The organism is Aequorivita todarodis, assembly GCF_028561335.1.
GTDB classification, from domain to species: Bacteria; Bacteroidota; Bacteroidia; order Flavobacteriales; family Flavobacteriaceae; genus Aequorivita; species Aequorivita todarodis.
In genome coordinates, this window is record NZ_JAQQTG010000019.1 from 1 (window position 1) to 16,294 (window position 16,294).

Below are 16,294 nucleotides of genomic sequence, written 5' to 3' on the forward strand. Positions count from 1 at the left end.
GCAATAATGAATGCCCAGACCAGATGGAATGGACAAATTTTTCATTGGTCAGCTATACAAAATGATTTGAATGCTTATTTTAGTGATAGAATAAAATAGGATGACACAGTTAATTGAACACTCCCGATGGGCACCATGAGTCCTTATTGCGAATTCCAACTGGCTATTGCAACTACCAACTGAACTCTTAACTCTTAACTCTTAACTCTTAACTCTTAACCCTTAACTCTTAACCCTTAACTCTTAACCCTTAACTCTTAACCCTTAACTCTTAACCCTTAACTCTTAACCCTTAACTCTTAACTCTTAACCCTTAACTCTTAACCCTTAACTCTTAACCCTTAACTCTTAACCCTTAACTCTTAACCCTTAACTCTTAACTCTTATCTCTTAACTCTTAACTTTTAACCCTTAACTATAATTTGAAATACACCCTGTACATCTTCTTATACCTTAATATATATACCTGTTTTTTCTTCGGAACACATGCACAGGAGCTAACACTTTCAATAAAGGCCGAAAAACCGATTCCGCAAGGCATAAAAGATTCGCTGCAGATGCAAACAACTTTTAAGGATTTTGCCGCGCTTAAAAAAGAGACCGACACCGTTTATTTAAAATTGCAGCGGATGGGCTATATTGAAAGCGAACTCCTTCAGCTTCAAAAAGAGAGCGACAGCAGCTATGTCGCAGATTTTTTCCTCGGAACAAAATACAGCGAACTGAAAGTTTACTATTCCAAAGAAGATTTCAGCAAAAAGGAGCTGCAACGCGTTGCTTCCGAAATTACCGACAGGTATTTTATGCTGCCTTTTGAAATAATTCCAAATTCATTGCGGAAACTTACGGCACTTCGGAACCAAAAGGGAAATGCCTTTGCGCGATTGCGATTGACCGAATTTGAAAAAGAGGGTACTGACAAATTATCCGCCACTTTATTGGTGGACGATGGAACCACTCGGTCTGTGGATTCCATCGCCATAAAAGGCTATGAGAAATTTCCCCGTTCTTTTCTGAAATATTATGCAGGGGTAAAAAAAGGGCAACTATTCAACCAAAATAAACTGGTGGAACAAAGTGAAAACCTGAACAGCTTGGGTTTTGTTTCCGCCATTAAGCCGCCGGAAGCGCTTTTCAGAAAAGATTCAACAACGGTTTATTTTTATCTCGAAAAACAAAACAACAACCTATTCGATGGAATACTCGGTTTTGCAACGGACGAAGAAACACAGAAACTCACCTTTAACGGCTATTTGAACCTCGAACTAAATAACAACCTGAATTACGGCGAGCAACTATTGCTGAACTATAAAGCAGACGGGAATGAACAGGTAAATTTTAGGGTGAAAGCTACGCTGCCCTATTTGCTGAAAACTCCTTTTGGTTTAAGCGGGGAGCTTAAAATTTTTAAACGCGACAGTACTTTTATAACTACAGAACAGCAATTGCGGGCAACGTATCAAATAAACCCAAAATCCACCACGTACATTGGTTATAAAGGATACGACTCAAGCAATCTTCTGGACATTGCGATAGCGGGCACGCCCGTTGAAGATTTTAAGTCAAAGTTTTTTATAGCCGGGGCAACATACGTTAAGCCCCAAAACAAAAAGCTCTTTCCCATAAAAACCGCTATTAGTTTGGATGGAGGCATTGGAGCCCGCGATAAAGAAGGGAACAGCGATGACCAAGTACGCATTGAAACCTTGCTCAATAATATTTTCAACCTGAATTATAAAAACTCCATTTTTGTGCAGAATATAACGAGCGTACTTTTCAGCGACAGTTATTTGGTTAATGAATTGTTTCGCTTCGGCGGCATTAACAGCATTCGAGGTTTTAATGAAAACAGTATCGACGCATCGCTTTATTCAGTAATAAACACGGAATACCGATACCAGTTTAATGAAGGGGTGTTCGTCCATAGCATAATAGATGTTGGGTATTTCGAAAATGAGACCCTTTCCCTTAAACAAAATCTCTACAGCTTTGGGTTTGGACTTGGACTCAATACCAAGGCAGGACTATTTAAGTTCAATGTTGCCAATGGGAACACGGAAAACCAAGACTTCAGTTTTTCGAATACCAAAATACACATCAGTGTTTCTTCAAAATTTTAGCATATTCTATTCACAGCTACCGTCGTTCCCAAAGAAAACTTAAAAATTGGGAGCAAATACTTGTGTAATTAACTTTTTATTATGATTTTTGCCGTTGGCTAATTCAAATAATTTATAAAAATGAGAACAAAGTTTAGTGGAATTTTAACGCTTATACTAGCGTTAGTTGTGCAGCTTACCTTCGCACAGCAAAAAACTATTACAGGTACAGTGACGGACGATACAGGTCTGCCATTGCCTGGTGCAAACGTTATTGTTAAAGGCACAAGTTCTGGAACACAGTCGGATTTTGATGGTAATTATACCATTTCTGCCAATGTGGGACAGACACTTGTCTTTAGTTATGTAGGTTTTGTCGCCAAGGAAATAAAAGTAGGAGCCCAAAATAACATAGATGTTACTTTACAACCAGATGCCGCGGCTCTGGAAGAAGTAGTTGTTACTGGGTATTCTACACGAAACCAAACCGTACAGACGTCGGCCGTTGTATCGATTTCCGCTTCGGAATTATCGCAAATGGCACCGACCACCAGTATAGACAATATGCTGCAGGGTAAGGCGGCTGGTGTGCAGGTAACTGCTGCCAACGGTAAACCTGGGCAGGGAGCTTTCGTTCGTATTCGTGGAACAGGGTCTTTAACTGCCGGCGGTTCATCACCTCTATATATTGTGGATGGCGCGCCAATTCGCGAAGTGGACTTGGCAACCATTCCTAATGAAGACATCGAAAACATTTCTATTTTAAAAGATGCCGCTACAACTGCACAGTATGGTTCTCGTGGATCTAACGGTGTTGTTATCATTACAACAAAGAGTGGTGTTAGAAATAAAGATGCCAGCATTCGCTATAGCTCACGTTATGGGGTAACTTCGCAAGTACATAGGAATTATCAACTGATGGATGCGGAACAAAAAATGCAATTTGAGGCAGAAATGTATGCCTTAGGAGTATCTACTGCGGCAACACTTCCGGGTGTAACTACTCTGCCTGGATCTCCCGAAAGGCAATTTTTATTAGATCACCAAACAGATTGGGAAAAGCTAATTTTAAAAGAGGGAATCCTTCAGAATAATAGTGTTTCATTTTCTGGGGGTGCTGAAAAAATTGATTATTACTTTTCCGTATCAAACGACCGTAACACAGGTATTATTGATAAAATTGACGGTTTTGAGCGATTAGGTTCTAGATTAAATCTTAATCTTGACGCAAAAAAATGGTTAAAGCTTGGTGTTAACGTTGGTTATTCCAGATCAACTAGTGACGAACCTAGAGATAGATTTAACGATCAAAACCCGTTTTTTGCTGCCCTTTCCGCTGCTCCATACGATACAGAATTTGTTCTTGACGAATTCGGAAATCCAGTTTTAGACGAGAACGGCGATCCTATTTACGATACTTCAGGAGCCTCAGACTATCCAATTCGAGAAGCACTTGACGATGAACCTCAATTAAATATTTATAATACTACATTAGCTAGTATCAATACTCAAGTTCTGTTAAATAAGAATTGGACTTATGAATTCCAAACAGCTGTAAACTGGCTTGCACGTCGTACAGAATATTACGTAAAACCAGGATCTTATCTTGCTGGAGTTGCTGCTGGTATTGAAGGTGGTTTGAAAAGGGATTTTCAAGATCACCGCTTAGATCTTACAATAAGTAATCGATTAAACTACAACTTATCTTCTGGCGACCACAATTTAAATGTTTTAGGACTTTATGAATACAACATGAATGAGTTTAACCGTATATTGGCGGAATCAACTCAATTCCCATCGCCATTATTGAGTACGCAAACAAATGGAGCGTTAAAACGAGAAGCTAGAAGTAATAGAAGTCGTTTAACTTTAGTTTCTTATGGCCTATTTGCTGACTACAACTTTAAAGAGCGCTATTACGTATCTGGTTCTGTCCGTCGTGATGGTTCCTCAAGCTTTGGTGCTGATGTACAATGGGGTAATTTCTATAGTGGTAGTGTAGCTTGGAATGTCGCTAACGAACCTTTCTTTGATGTTGATTTTATAAACGACTTAAAATTTAGAGGATCCTATGGATCTGTAGGTAACCGTTCAGGTCTTCGCAACTATGAAGCACAAGGAACCGTAACTTTTGACTCTTATCCTGGTGGTTCCAGTACCATTCCAGATCAAATAGCTAATCCAGATTTGAGTTGGGAAACTACAACAACTACTAATATTGGTGTCGAATTTAATGCGTTTAACAAAAGATTACGCCTTGTAAGTGATTATTTCATTAGAAAAACTACTGATTTACTATTTCCAGTGCGAACAGCCTATGAGACAGGTGCTGGAACAATAACAAAAAACATTGGTGATATAGAAAATAAAGGTTTAGAGGTATCCTTGCAGGGAGAGGTTATTAGAACATCAGATTTTAGCTGGACTCTTGGGGGAAATGTTCTTTTCCTAGACCATAAGATTGTTAGTTTACCTGAGGGGAAACCTATTGATGTTGACAATACAAGTATTCGTTGGGAAGAAGGCCGAAAAATCAATGAACATTTCCTTATTCGGTACGCTGGTGTAGATCCAGAAACTGGAAGAGGCCAATTTTATGGTGGAGATGGCAATATATATTTTGCGGATGAACTTCCTCAAGATCAGGAAAATAGAGTGTTCCAAGGAAAATCTACTATTGCAGATCTTGAAGGTGGATTCTTTTCTAACATAACTTATAAAGGTTTTGGTCTTCGTACTGATTTTGTTTTCAAAACTGGAAACTGGATCAATAATATAGTAAGAGCACGCTCTAACTTTGATGGATCTGATATAGGCTTTAATCAAACCGTTGACGCTTATAATTATTGGCAACAACCTGGTGATACAGATGTAGCACCTAGTCCAAAATATGCTGTTCAAGACAGGGACTTTTACTACAGTTCTGACAGATGGTTAGAAAAAGGAGATTATATAAGGTTAAGAAATGTTACTTTGTCTTATACTTTTCCAAAGAAATATTTAGAAAAAACTCCTCTCACATCACTTAGAATTTATGCACAGGGACAAAACGTGTTGACCTTTACAAAATTTTGGGGTGATCCTGAAGTTGGTATTTCATCAGGCGAATCAATATCTTTCGCAGAAACTGTGGCACCTGGAGAAACTACTTTGTATAGTTATCCTAACACACAGTCTTACCAAATGGGTATTGATGTAAGTTTTTAATTGAATAAAAAAGATAAAAAATGAAAAAAATAATTTTAAAAATAACAGTACTAGCATTAATTCTACTAGGAGTTACTGCTTGTGATTCCAAGCTAGACCAAATACCGTTTGATCAGTTTGGTAATGAAAATGCATATGTATCTGCTGCAGATTTTGAAAATGCGGTTAGAGGAGCCTATGCTGGGTTCACATCTGGATCTATGTATGGAGGAAGTGATCAAGGTGGTATGATTGACGCTGGAGATGTTTTGGCAGATAACGTAACTATCGCACAAGATGGACGTGGCACACGTTCCACTTTACACAACTGGCGCTATGTTGCGGCGGATGGTCCTCTCTCCAATACATATCAACGAACATATATAATAGCTAATCGTGCTAACCTTATATTAGAGAATATTGTTTCTTTTGAGGGAGATAACAAAGAAAACATAATTGCAGAAGCAAAAGCAATAAGAGCATTAGCTCATTTGAATTCCGCAATTTTCTTTGCGAAAATTCCTACTCAGTCAGGAGATGCCAATGGTAGTTTAGGAATTGCCTATGTAACAGAAGCAGATGCTAACGCGCTTCCCGCAAGAGAAACTGTTGGAGTAGTCTATGACAAAATAGTGGCTGATCTAACAGATGCGCTAGCTGGTATTAATGAAACCAACCCTCCCGGTCGTCTAAACAAGCAAGGAGTTGCAACGCTGCTTTCAAGAGTTTACCTATATATGGGTAAATATGACCTTGCTGTTAATGCAGCAAACATGGTAACCACTAAACCAGCTGCAAGAAATAATGTAGTGGGTGTATGGAAGGATGCAAATCAAGACGGATTGTTATTTTACATACCTAACGAAGTAGGTACCTTAGGAATAGGGGTTGGTGTTGCTTACAGCCAAGGATCTCTTAACAACTTAACTCCGGAATATGTTGTTGATTATGACTTTTACACTAAGTTTTCTGATGAAGACATCAGAAAAGAAGCTTATACCGCTCCTGGACAAAAAGGAAGCAATAAATATAATGCGATTGTAAAATGGTTCGGTAGAGACAGCTCTTTTGATGGCTTGGTTGATCTTAAAGTTCTACGTGCTGCAGAAGCATATCTGAACAAAGCTGAAGCATATTACCGTTTAGGAAATGAAACAGCCGCAAGAAATGCCTTAGATGAGGTAAGAAGCAGAAGATACACTACTTTCGCAGGAGGTGAAACTGGACAAGCCCTGTTAGATGCAATTATGTTAGAAAGACGTTTGGAATTTGCTTTTGAAGGACACAGATTTATAGATCTTAAACGTTGGGGTTTGGGAGTACAACGTGATGGATTTGGAGACTTAAGAGATGGAACAGGCGTACCATCTGATGTACAATCACTATCTGTCGGAAATAAACTCCAATTGCCAATAGATCAAACTATCATAGACGTTAATCCTAATATTCAGCAAAATCCAGGATATTAATAATCTTAAAAATAATAGTGATGAAAAAAATCAATATAATAATTACAATCGTTGCTTTAGCCCTCTTGGTAGGTTCTTGTGAAACCTATGATGACTATAATACAGATCGTAAAACGGTAGTTGGATTTCCAGAAGGCTCAAGAAACATAAATGGTGTTCCAACTGGAAGTGAAAAAAGCATAGATGTAACAGTATTTGCGAGCGACGTTGCCGCTACTGACAGACAGTTTAATATTATTGCTGTTCCAACAATTCTAGATAATTCTACTGTCCCACCTGAAGTAGAGACTAATCCAGATAACTATAGGTTTGACCCAACTGTAACTATTCCTGCAAATTCAAGGGAGGGTATGCTAACTGTTTATGGCACAAATGCCTCTATGGTTCAAGAAAAAGAGTTTTTCTCTCTGGCAATTGAAGGATCAGCTACCGTGGTTTCTGGAGCTGTTTTAAAAATAAGGTTAAGACAATAATTTTTGTTGTACCTAAATAATTTACCCAAAAGCATCCCTTAAATTTAGGGATGCTTTTTTTATTAGATCAGTTATATTCTGCCTATTTTTAAACATAAGTAAATCCACTATTTTTTAAAAACCCATGACCGACAAAACAAACACCATTTTCGGAATATATCCAGTCAAGGAAGCTCTGGCTTCACAAGTTGTTTTTGACAAAGTTTTTGTCCAGAAAGGAATAGATAGCGATAAGATTGAAAGTCTTGTCAAAGATCTTGAAAAAGCAAACGTTCCTGTAAACATAGTCCCTTTCGAAAAACTCAATAGGCTTACAAGAGGAAACCACCAAGGCGTCGTGGCAGTAACCTCTCCGGTGTCGTTCCATAGTTTGGAAGCTGTTGTGGAAAAAGCACTTAAAAGCGATAAAGCCCCATTATTCCTTATTCTGGACCAAATTACTGATGTCCGAAATTTCGGCGCCATTCTTCGCACGGCCGAGTGTACGGGTGTTAATGCAGTGATAATTCAAAAAAGTGGCGGCGCTCCCGTTTCCGGTGATACCGTAAAAACTTCGGCTGGAGCCATTTTCAAAATTCCTATCTGTAAAGTGGAACATATCAAAGATGCGATCTTCTATTTGCAAGGTTCGGGAATTACAACAGTTGCCGCAACGGAAAAAACAAATTCCGAAATTTATTCGCTCGATTTAAAAACACCGCTGGCCATTATTATGGGCTCGGAAGGCAAAGGCGTTTCAAAGTCGGTTTTAAGTTTAGTAGATCAACGCGCTTCCCTGCCCCTGCTAGGCGAAATAAATTCATTGAACGTTTCTGTGGCATGTGGCGCTTTTCTTTATGAAGTAGTGCGCCAACGCAGATAAGGGTTATTCGGAAGTATCTTCTGAATTTTTCTTGTAACTGTATATTATTTTTATACGTCGGGGCTTTTTTGCTTCGATTTCTTCCATAGGAGGATCCTTTGGCAACTCCTTGGGCAACTCTATGAAATTTCCATTTTCATCAAATTGTTTTAGAAAAGGATCATTGTCAGGATTATAATCGTCCCGCTCCCATTCATATTTCTTGTTCTGGACTGGATTACCCTTAAAAAAGAAAGCAAATAGCAGCCCCACAATAAAACCGGAAAGATGTCCTTCCCAAGAAATTTCAGGGTTAACGGGGAAGACATACCAAAGCATTCCCCCATAAAGAAACACTACCGCCAAAGCCAATGCGGTAAGCTGATATTGTTTTGAAAAAATACCCTTAAAAAACAAAAATGCCGCAAGCATATACACTACACCGCTTGCTCCTATGTGCAGCGAAGATCTGCCAATGAACCACGTTGCAATGCCCGTCAACAAAAGTCCGAATAGCAGCACCTTCCAGCGAATATTTCGGTAGAAATAAAACAAGGCTGAGGACAGGACAAACAAGGGGATCGAATTGTTGAAAAGATGTTTCAAGCTCCCGTGAATGAAGGGACTAAAAAGAATGCCACGCAAACCTTTCAACTCTCTTGGATAAACTCCATAAGCATTGAAATTCAACCCAAACCGCGATTCAATCCAAAACACAATCCAAAGCACCATCACGAACAGCAATGGATATCCAAACACTTCGGGAGTAAATTTTAATTGGTTTGATTCAGACATAGATTATAAATTACAAAAAGCAATCCCCAAATCAAATTTATGATAAATTGTCAGTGAAACCGATTTATTAAAATTGTAATTTTGAAAACTATGAACGCACCTCTCGCCGAAAGGATTCGCCCAACTACTTTAGAAGGTTATTTAAGCCAGCAGCACTTGGTTGGCGCCAAAGGGTCGCTTACTTCACAATTAAGTACCGGAATGATTCCTTCCATGATTTTTTGGGGACCACCGGGAACGGGGAAAACCACTCTGGCAAATATTATTGCGAATGAAAGCGGTAGGCCATTCTATACGTTAAGCGCAGTGGATAGTGGTGTTGCCGCCGTTCGGGAGGTAATAGAGAAAGCAAAGAAAAGCGACACCCTATTTTCAACCAAAAACCCAATTCTGTTTATTGATGAAATCCATCGTTTCAGCAAATCGCAGCAGGATTCGCTTTTGGGCGCGGTGGAAAAAGGTTGGATCACCCTAATTGGTGCCACAACCGAAAATCCAAGTTTTGAGGTAATACCCGCTTTGTTGTCCCGCTGCCAGGTATATGTTTTGGAACCCTTCAGCCGTGAAGACATGGAAGCATTGCTGAAGCGGGCTTTAAAGGAGGACCAAATTTTATCAAAAAAAAAGGTAAACTTAAAAGAAACCGAAGCCATAATAAGGCTTTCCGGCGGAGATGCACGCAAACTACTGAATATTTTGGAGTTGGTGGTGCTTTCTGAGGAAAGTGAAAAAATTACGATTACCAATGAACTGGTAATGCAAAAAGCGCAAAAAAACACAGTGCTTTATGACAAAACGGGCGAGCAACATTACGATATCATTTCAGCATTCATAAAATCCATGCGCGGAAGCGACCCAAACGCTGCCGTATATTGGTTGGCCAGAATGATAGAAGGCGGCGAGGACATTAAGTTCATTGCGCGAAGAATGGTCATTCTCGCTTCCGAAGATATCGGCAATGCAAACCCAAATGCACTTTTACTTGCCAATAGTACTTTTCAGTCCGTAAATACAATTGGTTATCCAGAAGCGCGCATCATTTTAAGCCAATGCGCCATTTATTTGGCAACTTCCCCGAAAAGCAATGCTTCATACAAAGCCATTAGCGAAGCGCAACAGCTTGTTCGGCAAACGGGCAACCTGTCCGTGCCGTTATCTATCAGAAATGCCCCAACAAAGCTTATGAAGCAATTGGGGTACGGAAAGGAATATGAATATGCCCACAATTACGAAGGAAACTTTGTACCGCATGAATTTTTGCCCGAAGAGATAAAAGGAACCACTTTTTACAGACCCGGAAACAACCCAAAAGAAAATGCGCTGAAAAACTACTTAAGACAGCTTTGGAAAGATAAATACGATTTTTAGTCTTCAGATTTGTAAACGGTTGAAACACCATTTTCCTTAATGATAAGATTACCTGAAGGATCAAAAGCAGCATCGGCAACGTTTCCGAAGGTGTCCATATATTTAACCACATTATTCATTACGATAATTTTCCCCTTTAAGAGAAGTCCGTCAGCCGCACTGGCAGATTCTTCATATAAGGAATACCCCTCCGCTGTTTTTCGCAGCAGATACGTTTTCCCGGAATTTGAATAGTTTGAAAATTTGGCATCCGGAAGCAAATTTCCCGAACCATTTGACATTCTTGGTGTTGTGGGTTCAACCCCCTCTTTTGGATTTTTATTTGTTTGATTGGATGTAATTGTATTATTATCTTTCAAAAGCACCACATCCTTTTGTTTTACGTGCAAAACCTGCATACCGTTGAACGCCTTCCGAAGCGCATCCTGATAGGATTTGTCATATTCCTTATACTTGCTTTTGCCTTCTTGGCCCCTATACACCTCATTATCGTTACAGTCTTTCAAAACTAACTGAAGCTTGGTCCCAAGAATGGTACTCAATTTTTCCACATTGGCGAAAAGACCATCACAACGGTTGGCATTGGGTGCGGAGTCTGCCATATAAGCATTGAAACCATTTTTTTCAAGATAGAACTTGGTCATGCTGTTAAGCTGATATTGGTCCCGACCATTTAAAAAATCAAACTGTTCTGGCACAACTACATAACTGTAATCGCTCAAGTTTGTATTCTGTGAAATTGCATTGGTGGCCAGCAATAAAGCAATGGCAAGAAGTAAATAACGTGTCATTCTTCGTCAATTATAATGTTAAAACCTAACTGTAAAGATACACTTTTTGCCTTTGCCAAATTGCCATAGTTTATGAGGTTGTCCGTAACGATATAAAAATTTATTTTGCCCATATCCACTGAAGCGCCCAGCCCAATATTTGAAAAAGAATACGAATCAACCGTGTAGGTTGCTTTCGCTGAAAGATATTCCGTAAGTCTTCTATGGTAAAAAAAGGTTCCTGCCATTTGGGGCCTTTTCGGTCTGAAAATGGAATAGAACTGAAACCCAATACTTTGCTTGTGAAGATTTTCTCCGCCTGTGTTCAAGCAATCACACGCCCCAGTGGCATTAAACCTGCCAAAACCATAACTCAGGCCCGCATTTAATTTTACCGGACGAAACTGGGTATAGCTGTTATGGAGGGTGTCTATCGGTATTTCCCGCTTCACTTCATCCTCCAGATCGCTATAGTACGGAAAGGTTGATTCCCCTTCATTCAATGGCGGAAAAATCAGGTTTATACCATCCAACGTGTAGGTTCCGTGGGCGCGGTAATTTTCGACATCCTTTGAATGAAATATGGCGCCAACATCCTGCGCACTTGCCGATAGGCTCCAGGCCTCATTAAAATCATACGTAAAACCCAAGTCCACCCCCACACCAAAATTGCCCCCGAAAAAAGCACGTCCCAAAATTTCACTGGTCACCTGCCCTGCCCCATCCAGTTCCCGCAAAGAAGCATAGCCGGAAGTTTCCACGGAAACATCGGCATTTTGGACGGTGTGCTCATATATGTTCTCAGAACTTTCATTGCCCAAGCGGGTTACGAAGGTTCCTGAATTGTTCACACTCCGGTAACTGAACATACTTGAATACAATTTCAACCGTGCGCCCACCGTCAGTTTTTTACTGATTTGTTTGTTCAGCCCAAAATGATAGACGGTCATAAAATCACCTGTGGTGCTTATTTCACCCAAATCGAATTGATAATTCAAATAGTCGCGATTGCCTTCCCAAGCCAAAATGGCCAGATCTCTCGGGAAGTATGCTATAAAATCAAACTCTTGATAGATACCGCCGGAAAAATAGATTTCATTCCTTGCGCGCCATCCAAAGTTAATGAGCTCCAATTGTTGCGTAGCCGTAAAGAAATCGGTATTCTTCATTTCAAAAATCTTTTGGGTAATGCGATCGTTTATGTTATCATTCCCGTTCTTAAAAACATCGTAAGCCGAAACTCCCGAAGAACCTCCATTGAAGTGTAGCTGCGACAAAAAAGGAATTCCGTAATGCTTTTTTTGAAGCACTTTGCTACCGGGATTCAACATCAAGGATTGGGGAATATCGTCGAAACCATAGAGTATTTGCTTATTTTGGGAAATGGCAAATACTCCCACAAGGGACAATATGACAGTTAAAATATCTCGCATTGTATTAGTATTCCAAAAAGTAGGTGGTTTTGGATTTAAGATTTAATGTGCCCTCCAGGTTTTCGTTGGAAGAAGGAATGGTTACCGAAACCACAACCTTATGCGCTTGTGTTAGGCGTACAATATCTTCCCCCTCAACATTCTCTACAAACTCAGTAATCACAGGAGCTGTAAGTGTTCCTTGAGCCACAGGGGTTCCAGACACATAGGTTGTGTCGTTCATTTCACTTAAAAATTGAAAATCCACTTGAAAATCCCGAGGAATACTGTTGGTAAACTTAAAATAGAACTCGGCTCGCCTCAGGCTTTCCTGTAACGTGCTGTCATCCAAAAATCTAATTTCGGTAGTATCGCGAACAGTAAGGATTTGGGTGGAATTTATGGTGTCAAAAAAACGATCTGCCGGCAGATTGAAGTATATCAAATTTAGTTCAAAGATTGGGGTAAGGGCAATATCCTCGGCTTGGTCAAAATCGGTATTCTTTATGCAGGCCGTCAAAAAAAGGCAAACACAGGCCGCAAAAATGGGCAACGTGAAAGTTTTATTCATCAGTGGGGATAGTTTACCTGTAGTTAACGCCGTTTATTTTAGATTATTACTACAGGTAATTTTTAATCTCCAAAAGTTCACGTATGGCAAAATAGGGAGCTGCCACGTTTTCATTTCTGTAATTAAAGAACAAAGTGTGCATTCCAGCATTTTCTGCCCCAATGATATCCGCCTCAAAACTGTCGCCAATCATTATGCTCCTATGGGGCACTGCCGAAGCTTTTGACAAAGCCGTTTGGAAAACGGCCGGGTGGGGCTTCTTTAACCCTACTTCCTCTGAAGTGGTTATTGTGCTGAAATATTTTTTGATACCGCTGTTGTTTAATTTTAAATACTGTACTTCCTCAAAACCATTTGTTATTATGTGCAGCTTGTATTTTGCCGAAAGGTATTCCAGGATTTCAAAAGAGTTCTCAAAAAGATGATTGTCAACCGGCAGTTCGTCAATATAACAAACTGCAAGGGCGTCAATGGTTTCCATGGGAAATTTCAGTTTGAAAATATCAAAAGTCTCGGTCAATCTGCCTCTGCGGAGCTCTTCCTTTGAAACGCGTTCTTCACGGTATTTCTTCCAATAAATCAAATTGATGGGTTCGTATTCCCTCAAAAAGTCGGGAAGTGGCAGTGCTATTTTATGTTTTCGGAATACCCTTTCAAAAGCCAATCCTGAATTTCGGTCAAAATCCCAAAGGGTGTGGTCCAAATCAAAAAAAACGTCCGTTATTTCGCTATTGTGCATATTCCTGTAGTTTTTCTGAAAAAATACTTCGCCATACCTTGTTGCTTTCCGCAGCAGAAAAATCCTTGTTGGAAAAAATCATTGTAAACGTTCCGTTTACTTTTTCCACGGCCTTAATGGTATTGTTGACGGTTTTTTCAATATCTGAAGCGTATTTTTTTTGAAATGCCAAAGTGGTCATCGCCGAAGGATGGATAATCAAAGGGGTTTTTATCTCATAATCCAAATCATAAAAAAGAAAGGGCGTGCAGGTGCCAGCGCGGAAGCCAACGGTATCGCGAAATACCATTGTAAAATCGCGCTTCACTTCCAGTTCTACCAAATGGCGGTAAATGTCGGGAAGGTTTACCAAAAACTCGGAATTCATCGAGTAGTCCAGGGAACGGTTGGTTATTTCCTGCATCCGGCGTTTTTCCATTTTCAGCATTTCATAATCGCTCAATGCATTGAATGAAAAAATGAGCCCCACATCTTTGTAGTCCGAAACATATTTTATCAACATCTTGAACTTCTGCCGATGGGTGTTCATACTCTCGTTAAATGACAGCGCATTTCCCAAAAGAAAGAAAACCGTAAGGTTAAAATCACTCCTCGTGGCTTTGTTCACGATCCATTTGAATGTATCCAGCGGATCGCGCTTAATGCCCAAAACCACTTGGGTACGCTCGATCATATTTCTGAATTTGCCATGAAAAAACCCATTTACATAACCCACAACAGTTCTAAAGAATCCCTTCTGCTTATAGGCATACGGCTGAGCCGCTTCAATTACTGGGTGGACAATAAGTTTTTTCTGGGGAAAAATCAATTCGGGGAAAGCCCCCATAAGTTTATCCTTGAACAGATACGCCCAAATATCCACAATAGGCTGATGGAGAAACCCTTCTTTGAACGCCAAACTTTCCGAAGCCATAAAGCGCCCCACTCCATCCTTCACGTGTGGAAGATATTCTTCGTAGCGTGTAACCATATAAAAGCTGGCCGAAAAAATATCAAAGGGCAGGCCGCTACTATTTGACACCGAAAAGAAGCCAAAGGTGTCCCCCCATTTTTTTACGGTAAAGTCTATGGATTCCAGGCCCTGTTGCTCCAAAAGCCCATAACTTTGGAAGAAAAGTTCGTTGCCCAAGGGTTTTTTTCCATAGGAAATCTTGGGGCCAAGATGGGCTATAAATTCTTCAATTACCGAAGTAAACGCAACTTCAATCCCCAAAATTCGCAGACAAATATGCTTAAAAATATAGGAAATACGGGGGGTGAGTTTTTGGGTGTAAATTAACAGCATAGTGGGTTACAGCATATTTTCATCGGCAAAGCTAAAGTACGCTTTTTCGGTAATTATAAGATGGTCCAGCACTTTTATGTCCAGGCTTTCGCCTGCGGTTCTCAGTTTTTTGGTAAGCTGGATATCTGCTTGGCTGGGCTTCAAGGTGCCCGAGGGATGGTTGTGCGCCAAAATAATGCCCACTGCCCCAAGTTGCAAAGCTTCCTTAAACGCCAACCGAACATCAACCACCGTTCCGGTGATTCCTCCTTTGCTGAGCTGTGCACTTTTAATAATTTTGTTTGAATTGTTTAGATAAAGTATCCAAAACTCCTCGTGCGGAAGTTCGCCAATTATAGGCTGCACATATTCAAAAACGGAATTGCTGGACGTAATTTTTTTTCGCTCCAAGGCCTCTCCCGTTCTTCTTCTTCGGCCCAATTCCATTGCGGCGGCTATGCTTATTGCTTTGGCCTCGCCTATGCCCTTAAACTCCATCAATTCAGATATGGAGCGCCTTCCCAGTTCACTCAGATTGTTATCTGCCGAAGCCAGGATACGTTGGCTCAAGGAAACGGCACTTTCGTTGCGGCTCCCGGAACCTATCAAAATGGCAATTAGTTCTGCGTCGCTCAGCGCAGTTTTGCCTTTCAGCAATAATTTTTCGCGCGGACGGTCGTCTTCGTTCCAGTTTTTTATGGAAAAGGAGTTGCTTTCTTCCAAGGCTATTTGCGTTTCCTTAAAGATAATAATGAAATATTTAAATTACATAATTTTAGAAAACAATCTTCTGGCAAGGATGCTGTTTCAAATTTTAATGGATAGCTTTATCTCTTCAATTAAAATTCTTTGGTTATGAAATCACTTTTTGACGCTGACACTTTATCTGAAACTCGAAATAGATTGGACAGTCTCTCTGAAAATTCTGGGAAACAATGGGGCAAGATGACCGTGGGACAAATGTTGCACCATTGCCAGGGCCCTTTCAATATTATGCTTGAAAAGGATGATTACGGTATGAAACCTAATTTTCTGGCCAAGCTATTTTTCAAAAGAATGCTTTATAACGATTCCCCTTTTCGAAAAAATCTGCCGACTGCTAAATTTTTAAAAGAATCTGAAGCCCGAGATTTTAATGTTGAAAAGAAAAAACTTACTGCTTTATTGGATGAATTTGAAGCTCAAAGAGATCGTGAGGAATGGAGCCCCCATCCCGGATTCGGATATTTCACAAAACAACAATGGGGACAAATGCAGTATAAACATCTGGACCATCATTTGAAGCAGTTCGGGGTTTAAAAAACGTT

General features: G+C 40.0%; 14 protein-coding genes. 7 read left to right on the plus strand and 7 right to left on the minus strand.

Annotated features, from left to right (window positions below):
• The first annotated feature begins 422 nt into the window (after positions 1–422).
• From POV26_RS08130 to rlmB, 5 genes are all read left to right on the plus strand, one after another.
• Positions 423–2,120, plus strand: a complete 1,698-nt coding sequence (locus POV26_RS08130) for a POTRA domain-containing protein (RefSeq protein WP_272855979.1) — start codon at positions 423–425, stop codon at positions 2,118–2,120.
• Positions 2,121–2,240: 120 nt separating this feature from the next.
• Entirely contained in the window at positions 2,241–5,306 is a 3,066-nt protein-coding gene (locus POV26_RS08135) for a SusC/RagA family TonB-linked outer membrane protein (RefSeq protein ID WP_272855980.1), read from the plus strand.
• A 20-nt stretch (positions 5,307–5,326) separates the two neighbouring features.
• Positions 5,327–6,754 carry a RagB/SusD family nutrient uptake outer membrane protein gene (locus POV26_RS08140; RefSeq protein ID WP_272855981.1) on the plus strand — a complete coding sequence of 476 codons (1,428 nt, stop codon included), beginning with the start codon at positions 5,327–5,329 and terminating at the stop codon, positions 6,752–6,754.
• A gap of 20 nt (positions 6,755–6,774) precedes the next feature.
• A complete protein-coding gene (locus tag POV26_RS08145; protein ID WP_272855982.1) occupies positions 6,775–7,227 on the plus strand; it encodes a hypothetical protein in 453 nt (150 codons plus the stop codon).
• 124 nt (positions 7,228–7,351) lie between these two features.
• Complete coding sequence (rlmB, locus tag POV26_RS08150; protein ID WP_272855983.1) at positions 7,352–8,089, plus strand: 23S rRNA (guanosine(2251)-2'-O)-methyltransferase RlmB; 738 nt, start codon at positions 7,352–7,354, stop codon at positions 8,087–8,089.
• A gap of 3 nt (positions 8,090–8,092) precedes the next feature.
• Here the strand turns inward: rlmB and POV26_RS08155 are convergent, their stop codons facing one another.
• Complete coding sequence (locus POV26_RS08155; RefSeq protein WP_272855984.1) at positions 8,093–8,863, minus strand: rhomboid family intramembrane serine protease; 771 nt, start codon at positions 8,861–8,863, stop codon at positions 8,093–8,095.
• Between the two features lie 90 nt (positions 8,864–8,953).
• On the opposite strand from POV26_RS08155, the gene POV26_RS08160 reads away from it, so the two are divergent.
• On the plus strand, positions 8,954–10,231 hold the full coding sequence (locus POV26_RS08160; protein WP_272855985.1) for a replication-associated recombination protein A: 1,278 nt from the start codon (positions 8,954–8,956) through the stop codon (positions 10,229–10,231).
• Here the strand turns inward: POV26_RS08160 and POV26_RS08165 are convergent.
• The 6 genes from POV26_RS08165 to radC are packed head-to-tail and all read right to left on the minus strand — an operon-like array spanning position 10,228 to position 15,710.
• Positions 10,228–11,022 carry a hypothetical protein gene (locus POV26_RS08165; protein ID WP_272855986.1) on the minus strand — a complete coding sequence of 265 codons (795 nt, stop codon included), beginning with the start codon at positions 11,020–11,022 and terminating at the stop codon, positions 10,228–10,230. The genes POV26_RS08160 and POV26_RS08165 overlap by 4 nt on opposite strands.
• Complete coding sequence (locus POV26_RS08170; protein ID WP_272855987.1) at positions 11,019–12,434, minus strand: DUF5723 family protein; 1,416 nt, start codon at positions 12,432–12,434, stop codon at positions 11,019–11,021. Before POV26_RS08170 ends, POV26_RS08165 begins: the two co-directional genes overlap by 4 nt.
• Before the next feature lie 4 nt (positions 12,435–12,438).
• The gene (locus POV26_RS08175; protein ID WP_272855988.1) at positions 12,439–12,984 is read right to left on the minus strand and encodes a hypothetical protein; all 546 of its coding nucleotides are present in this window, start codon (positions 12,982–12,984) and stop codon (positions 12,439–12,441) included.
• 49 nt (positions 12,985–13,033) lie between these two features.
• Entirely contained in the window at positions 13,034–13,723 is a 690-nt protein-coding gene (locus POV26_RS08180; RefSeq protein ID WP_272855989.1) for a YjjG family noncanonical pyrimidine nucleotidase, read from the minus strand.
• Positions 13,713–15,008, minus strand: coding sequence for a DUF7033 domain-containing protein (locus POV26_RS08185; RefSeq protein ID WP_272855990.1), 1,296 nt, complete (start codon positions 15,006–15,008; stop codon positions 13,713–13,715). The genes POV26_RS08180 and POV26_RS08185 overlap by 11 nt, the downstream gene beginning before the upstream one ends.
• Before the next feature lie 6 nt (positions 15,009–15,014).
• Positions 15,015–15,710 (minus strand): RadC family protein, encoded by a 696-nt coding sequence (radC, locus tag POV26_RS08190; protein ID WP_272855991.1) that lies wholly within the window; start codon positions 15,708–15,710, stop codon positions 15,015–15,017.
• Positions 15,711–15,842: 132 nt separating this feature from the next.
• Between radC and POV26_RS08195 the strand changes: the two genes are divergently transcribed.
• On the plus strand, positions 15,843–16,286 hold the full coding sequence (locus POV26_RS08195; RefSeq protein ID WP_272855992.1) for a DUF1569 domain-containing protein: 444 nt from the start codon (positions 15,843–15,845) through the stop codon (positions 16,284–16,286).
• Positions 16,287–16,294 lie beyond the last annotated feature (8 nt).

Bases quoted from the DNA above. Each gene is read 5' to 3' on its own strand.
- POV26_RS08180 (WP_272855989.1), bottom strand. From the start codon at position 13,723: ATGCACAATAGCGAAATAACGGACGTTTTTTTTGATTTGGACCACACC.
- POV26_RS08195 (WP_272855992.1), top strand. From the start codon at position 15,843: ATGAAATCACTTTTTGACGCTGACACTTTATCTGAAACTCGAAATAGA.
- POV26_RS08145 (WP_272855982.1), top strand. From the start codon at position 6,775: ATGAAAAAAATCAATATAATAATTACAATCGTTGCTTTAGCCCTCTTG.
- rlmB (WP_272855983.1), top strand. From the start codon at position 7,352: ATGACCGACAAAACAAACACCATTTTCGGAATATATCCAGTCAAGGAA.
- POV26_RS08135 (WP_272855980.1), top strand. From the start codon at position 2,241: ATGAGAACAAAGTTTAGTGGAATTTTAACGCTTATACTAGCGTTAGTT.
- POV26_RS08175 (WP_272855988.1), bottom strand. From the start codon at position 12,984: ATGAATAAAACTTTCACGTTGCCCATTTTTGCGGCCTGTGTTTGCCTT.
- POV26_RS08170 (WP_272855987.1), bottom strand. From the start codon at position 12,434: ATGCGAGATATTTTAACTGTCATATTGTCCCTTGTGGGAGTATTTGCC.
- POV26_RS08160 (WP_272855985.1), top strand. From the start codon at position 8,954: ATGAACGCACCTCTCGCCGAAAGGATTCGCCCAACTACTTTAGAAGGT.
- POV26_RS08165 (WP_272855986.1), bottom strand. From the start codon at position 11,022: ATGACACGTTATTTACTTCTTGCCATTGCTTTATTGCTGGCCACCAAT.
- POV26_RS08155 (WP_272855984.1), bottom strand. From the start codon at position 8,863: ATGTCTGAATCAAACCAATTAAAATTTACTCCCGAAGTGTTTGGATAT.
- POV26_RS08140 (WP_272855981.1), top strand. From the start codon at position 5,327: ATGAAAAAAATAATTTTAAAAATAACAGTACTAGCATTAATTCTACTA.
- POV26_RS08185 (WP_272855990.1), bottom strand. From the start codon at position 15,008: ATGCTGTTAATTTACACCCAAAAACTCACCCCCCGTATTTCCTATATT.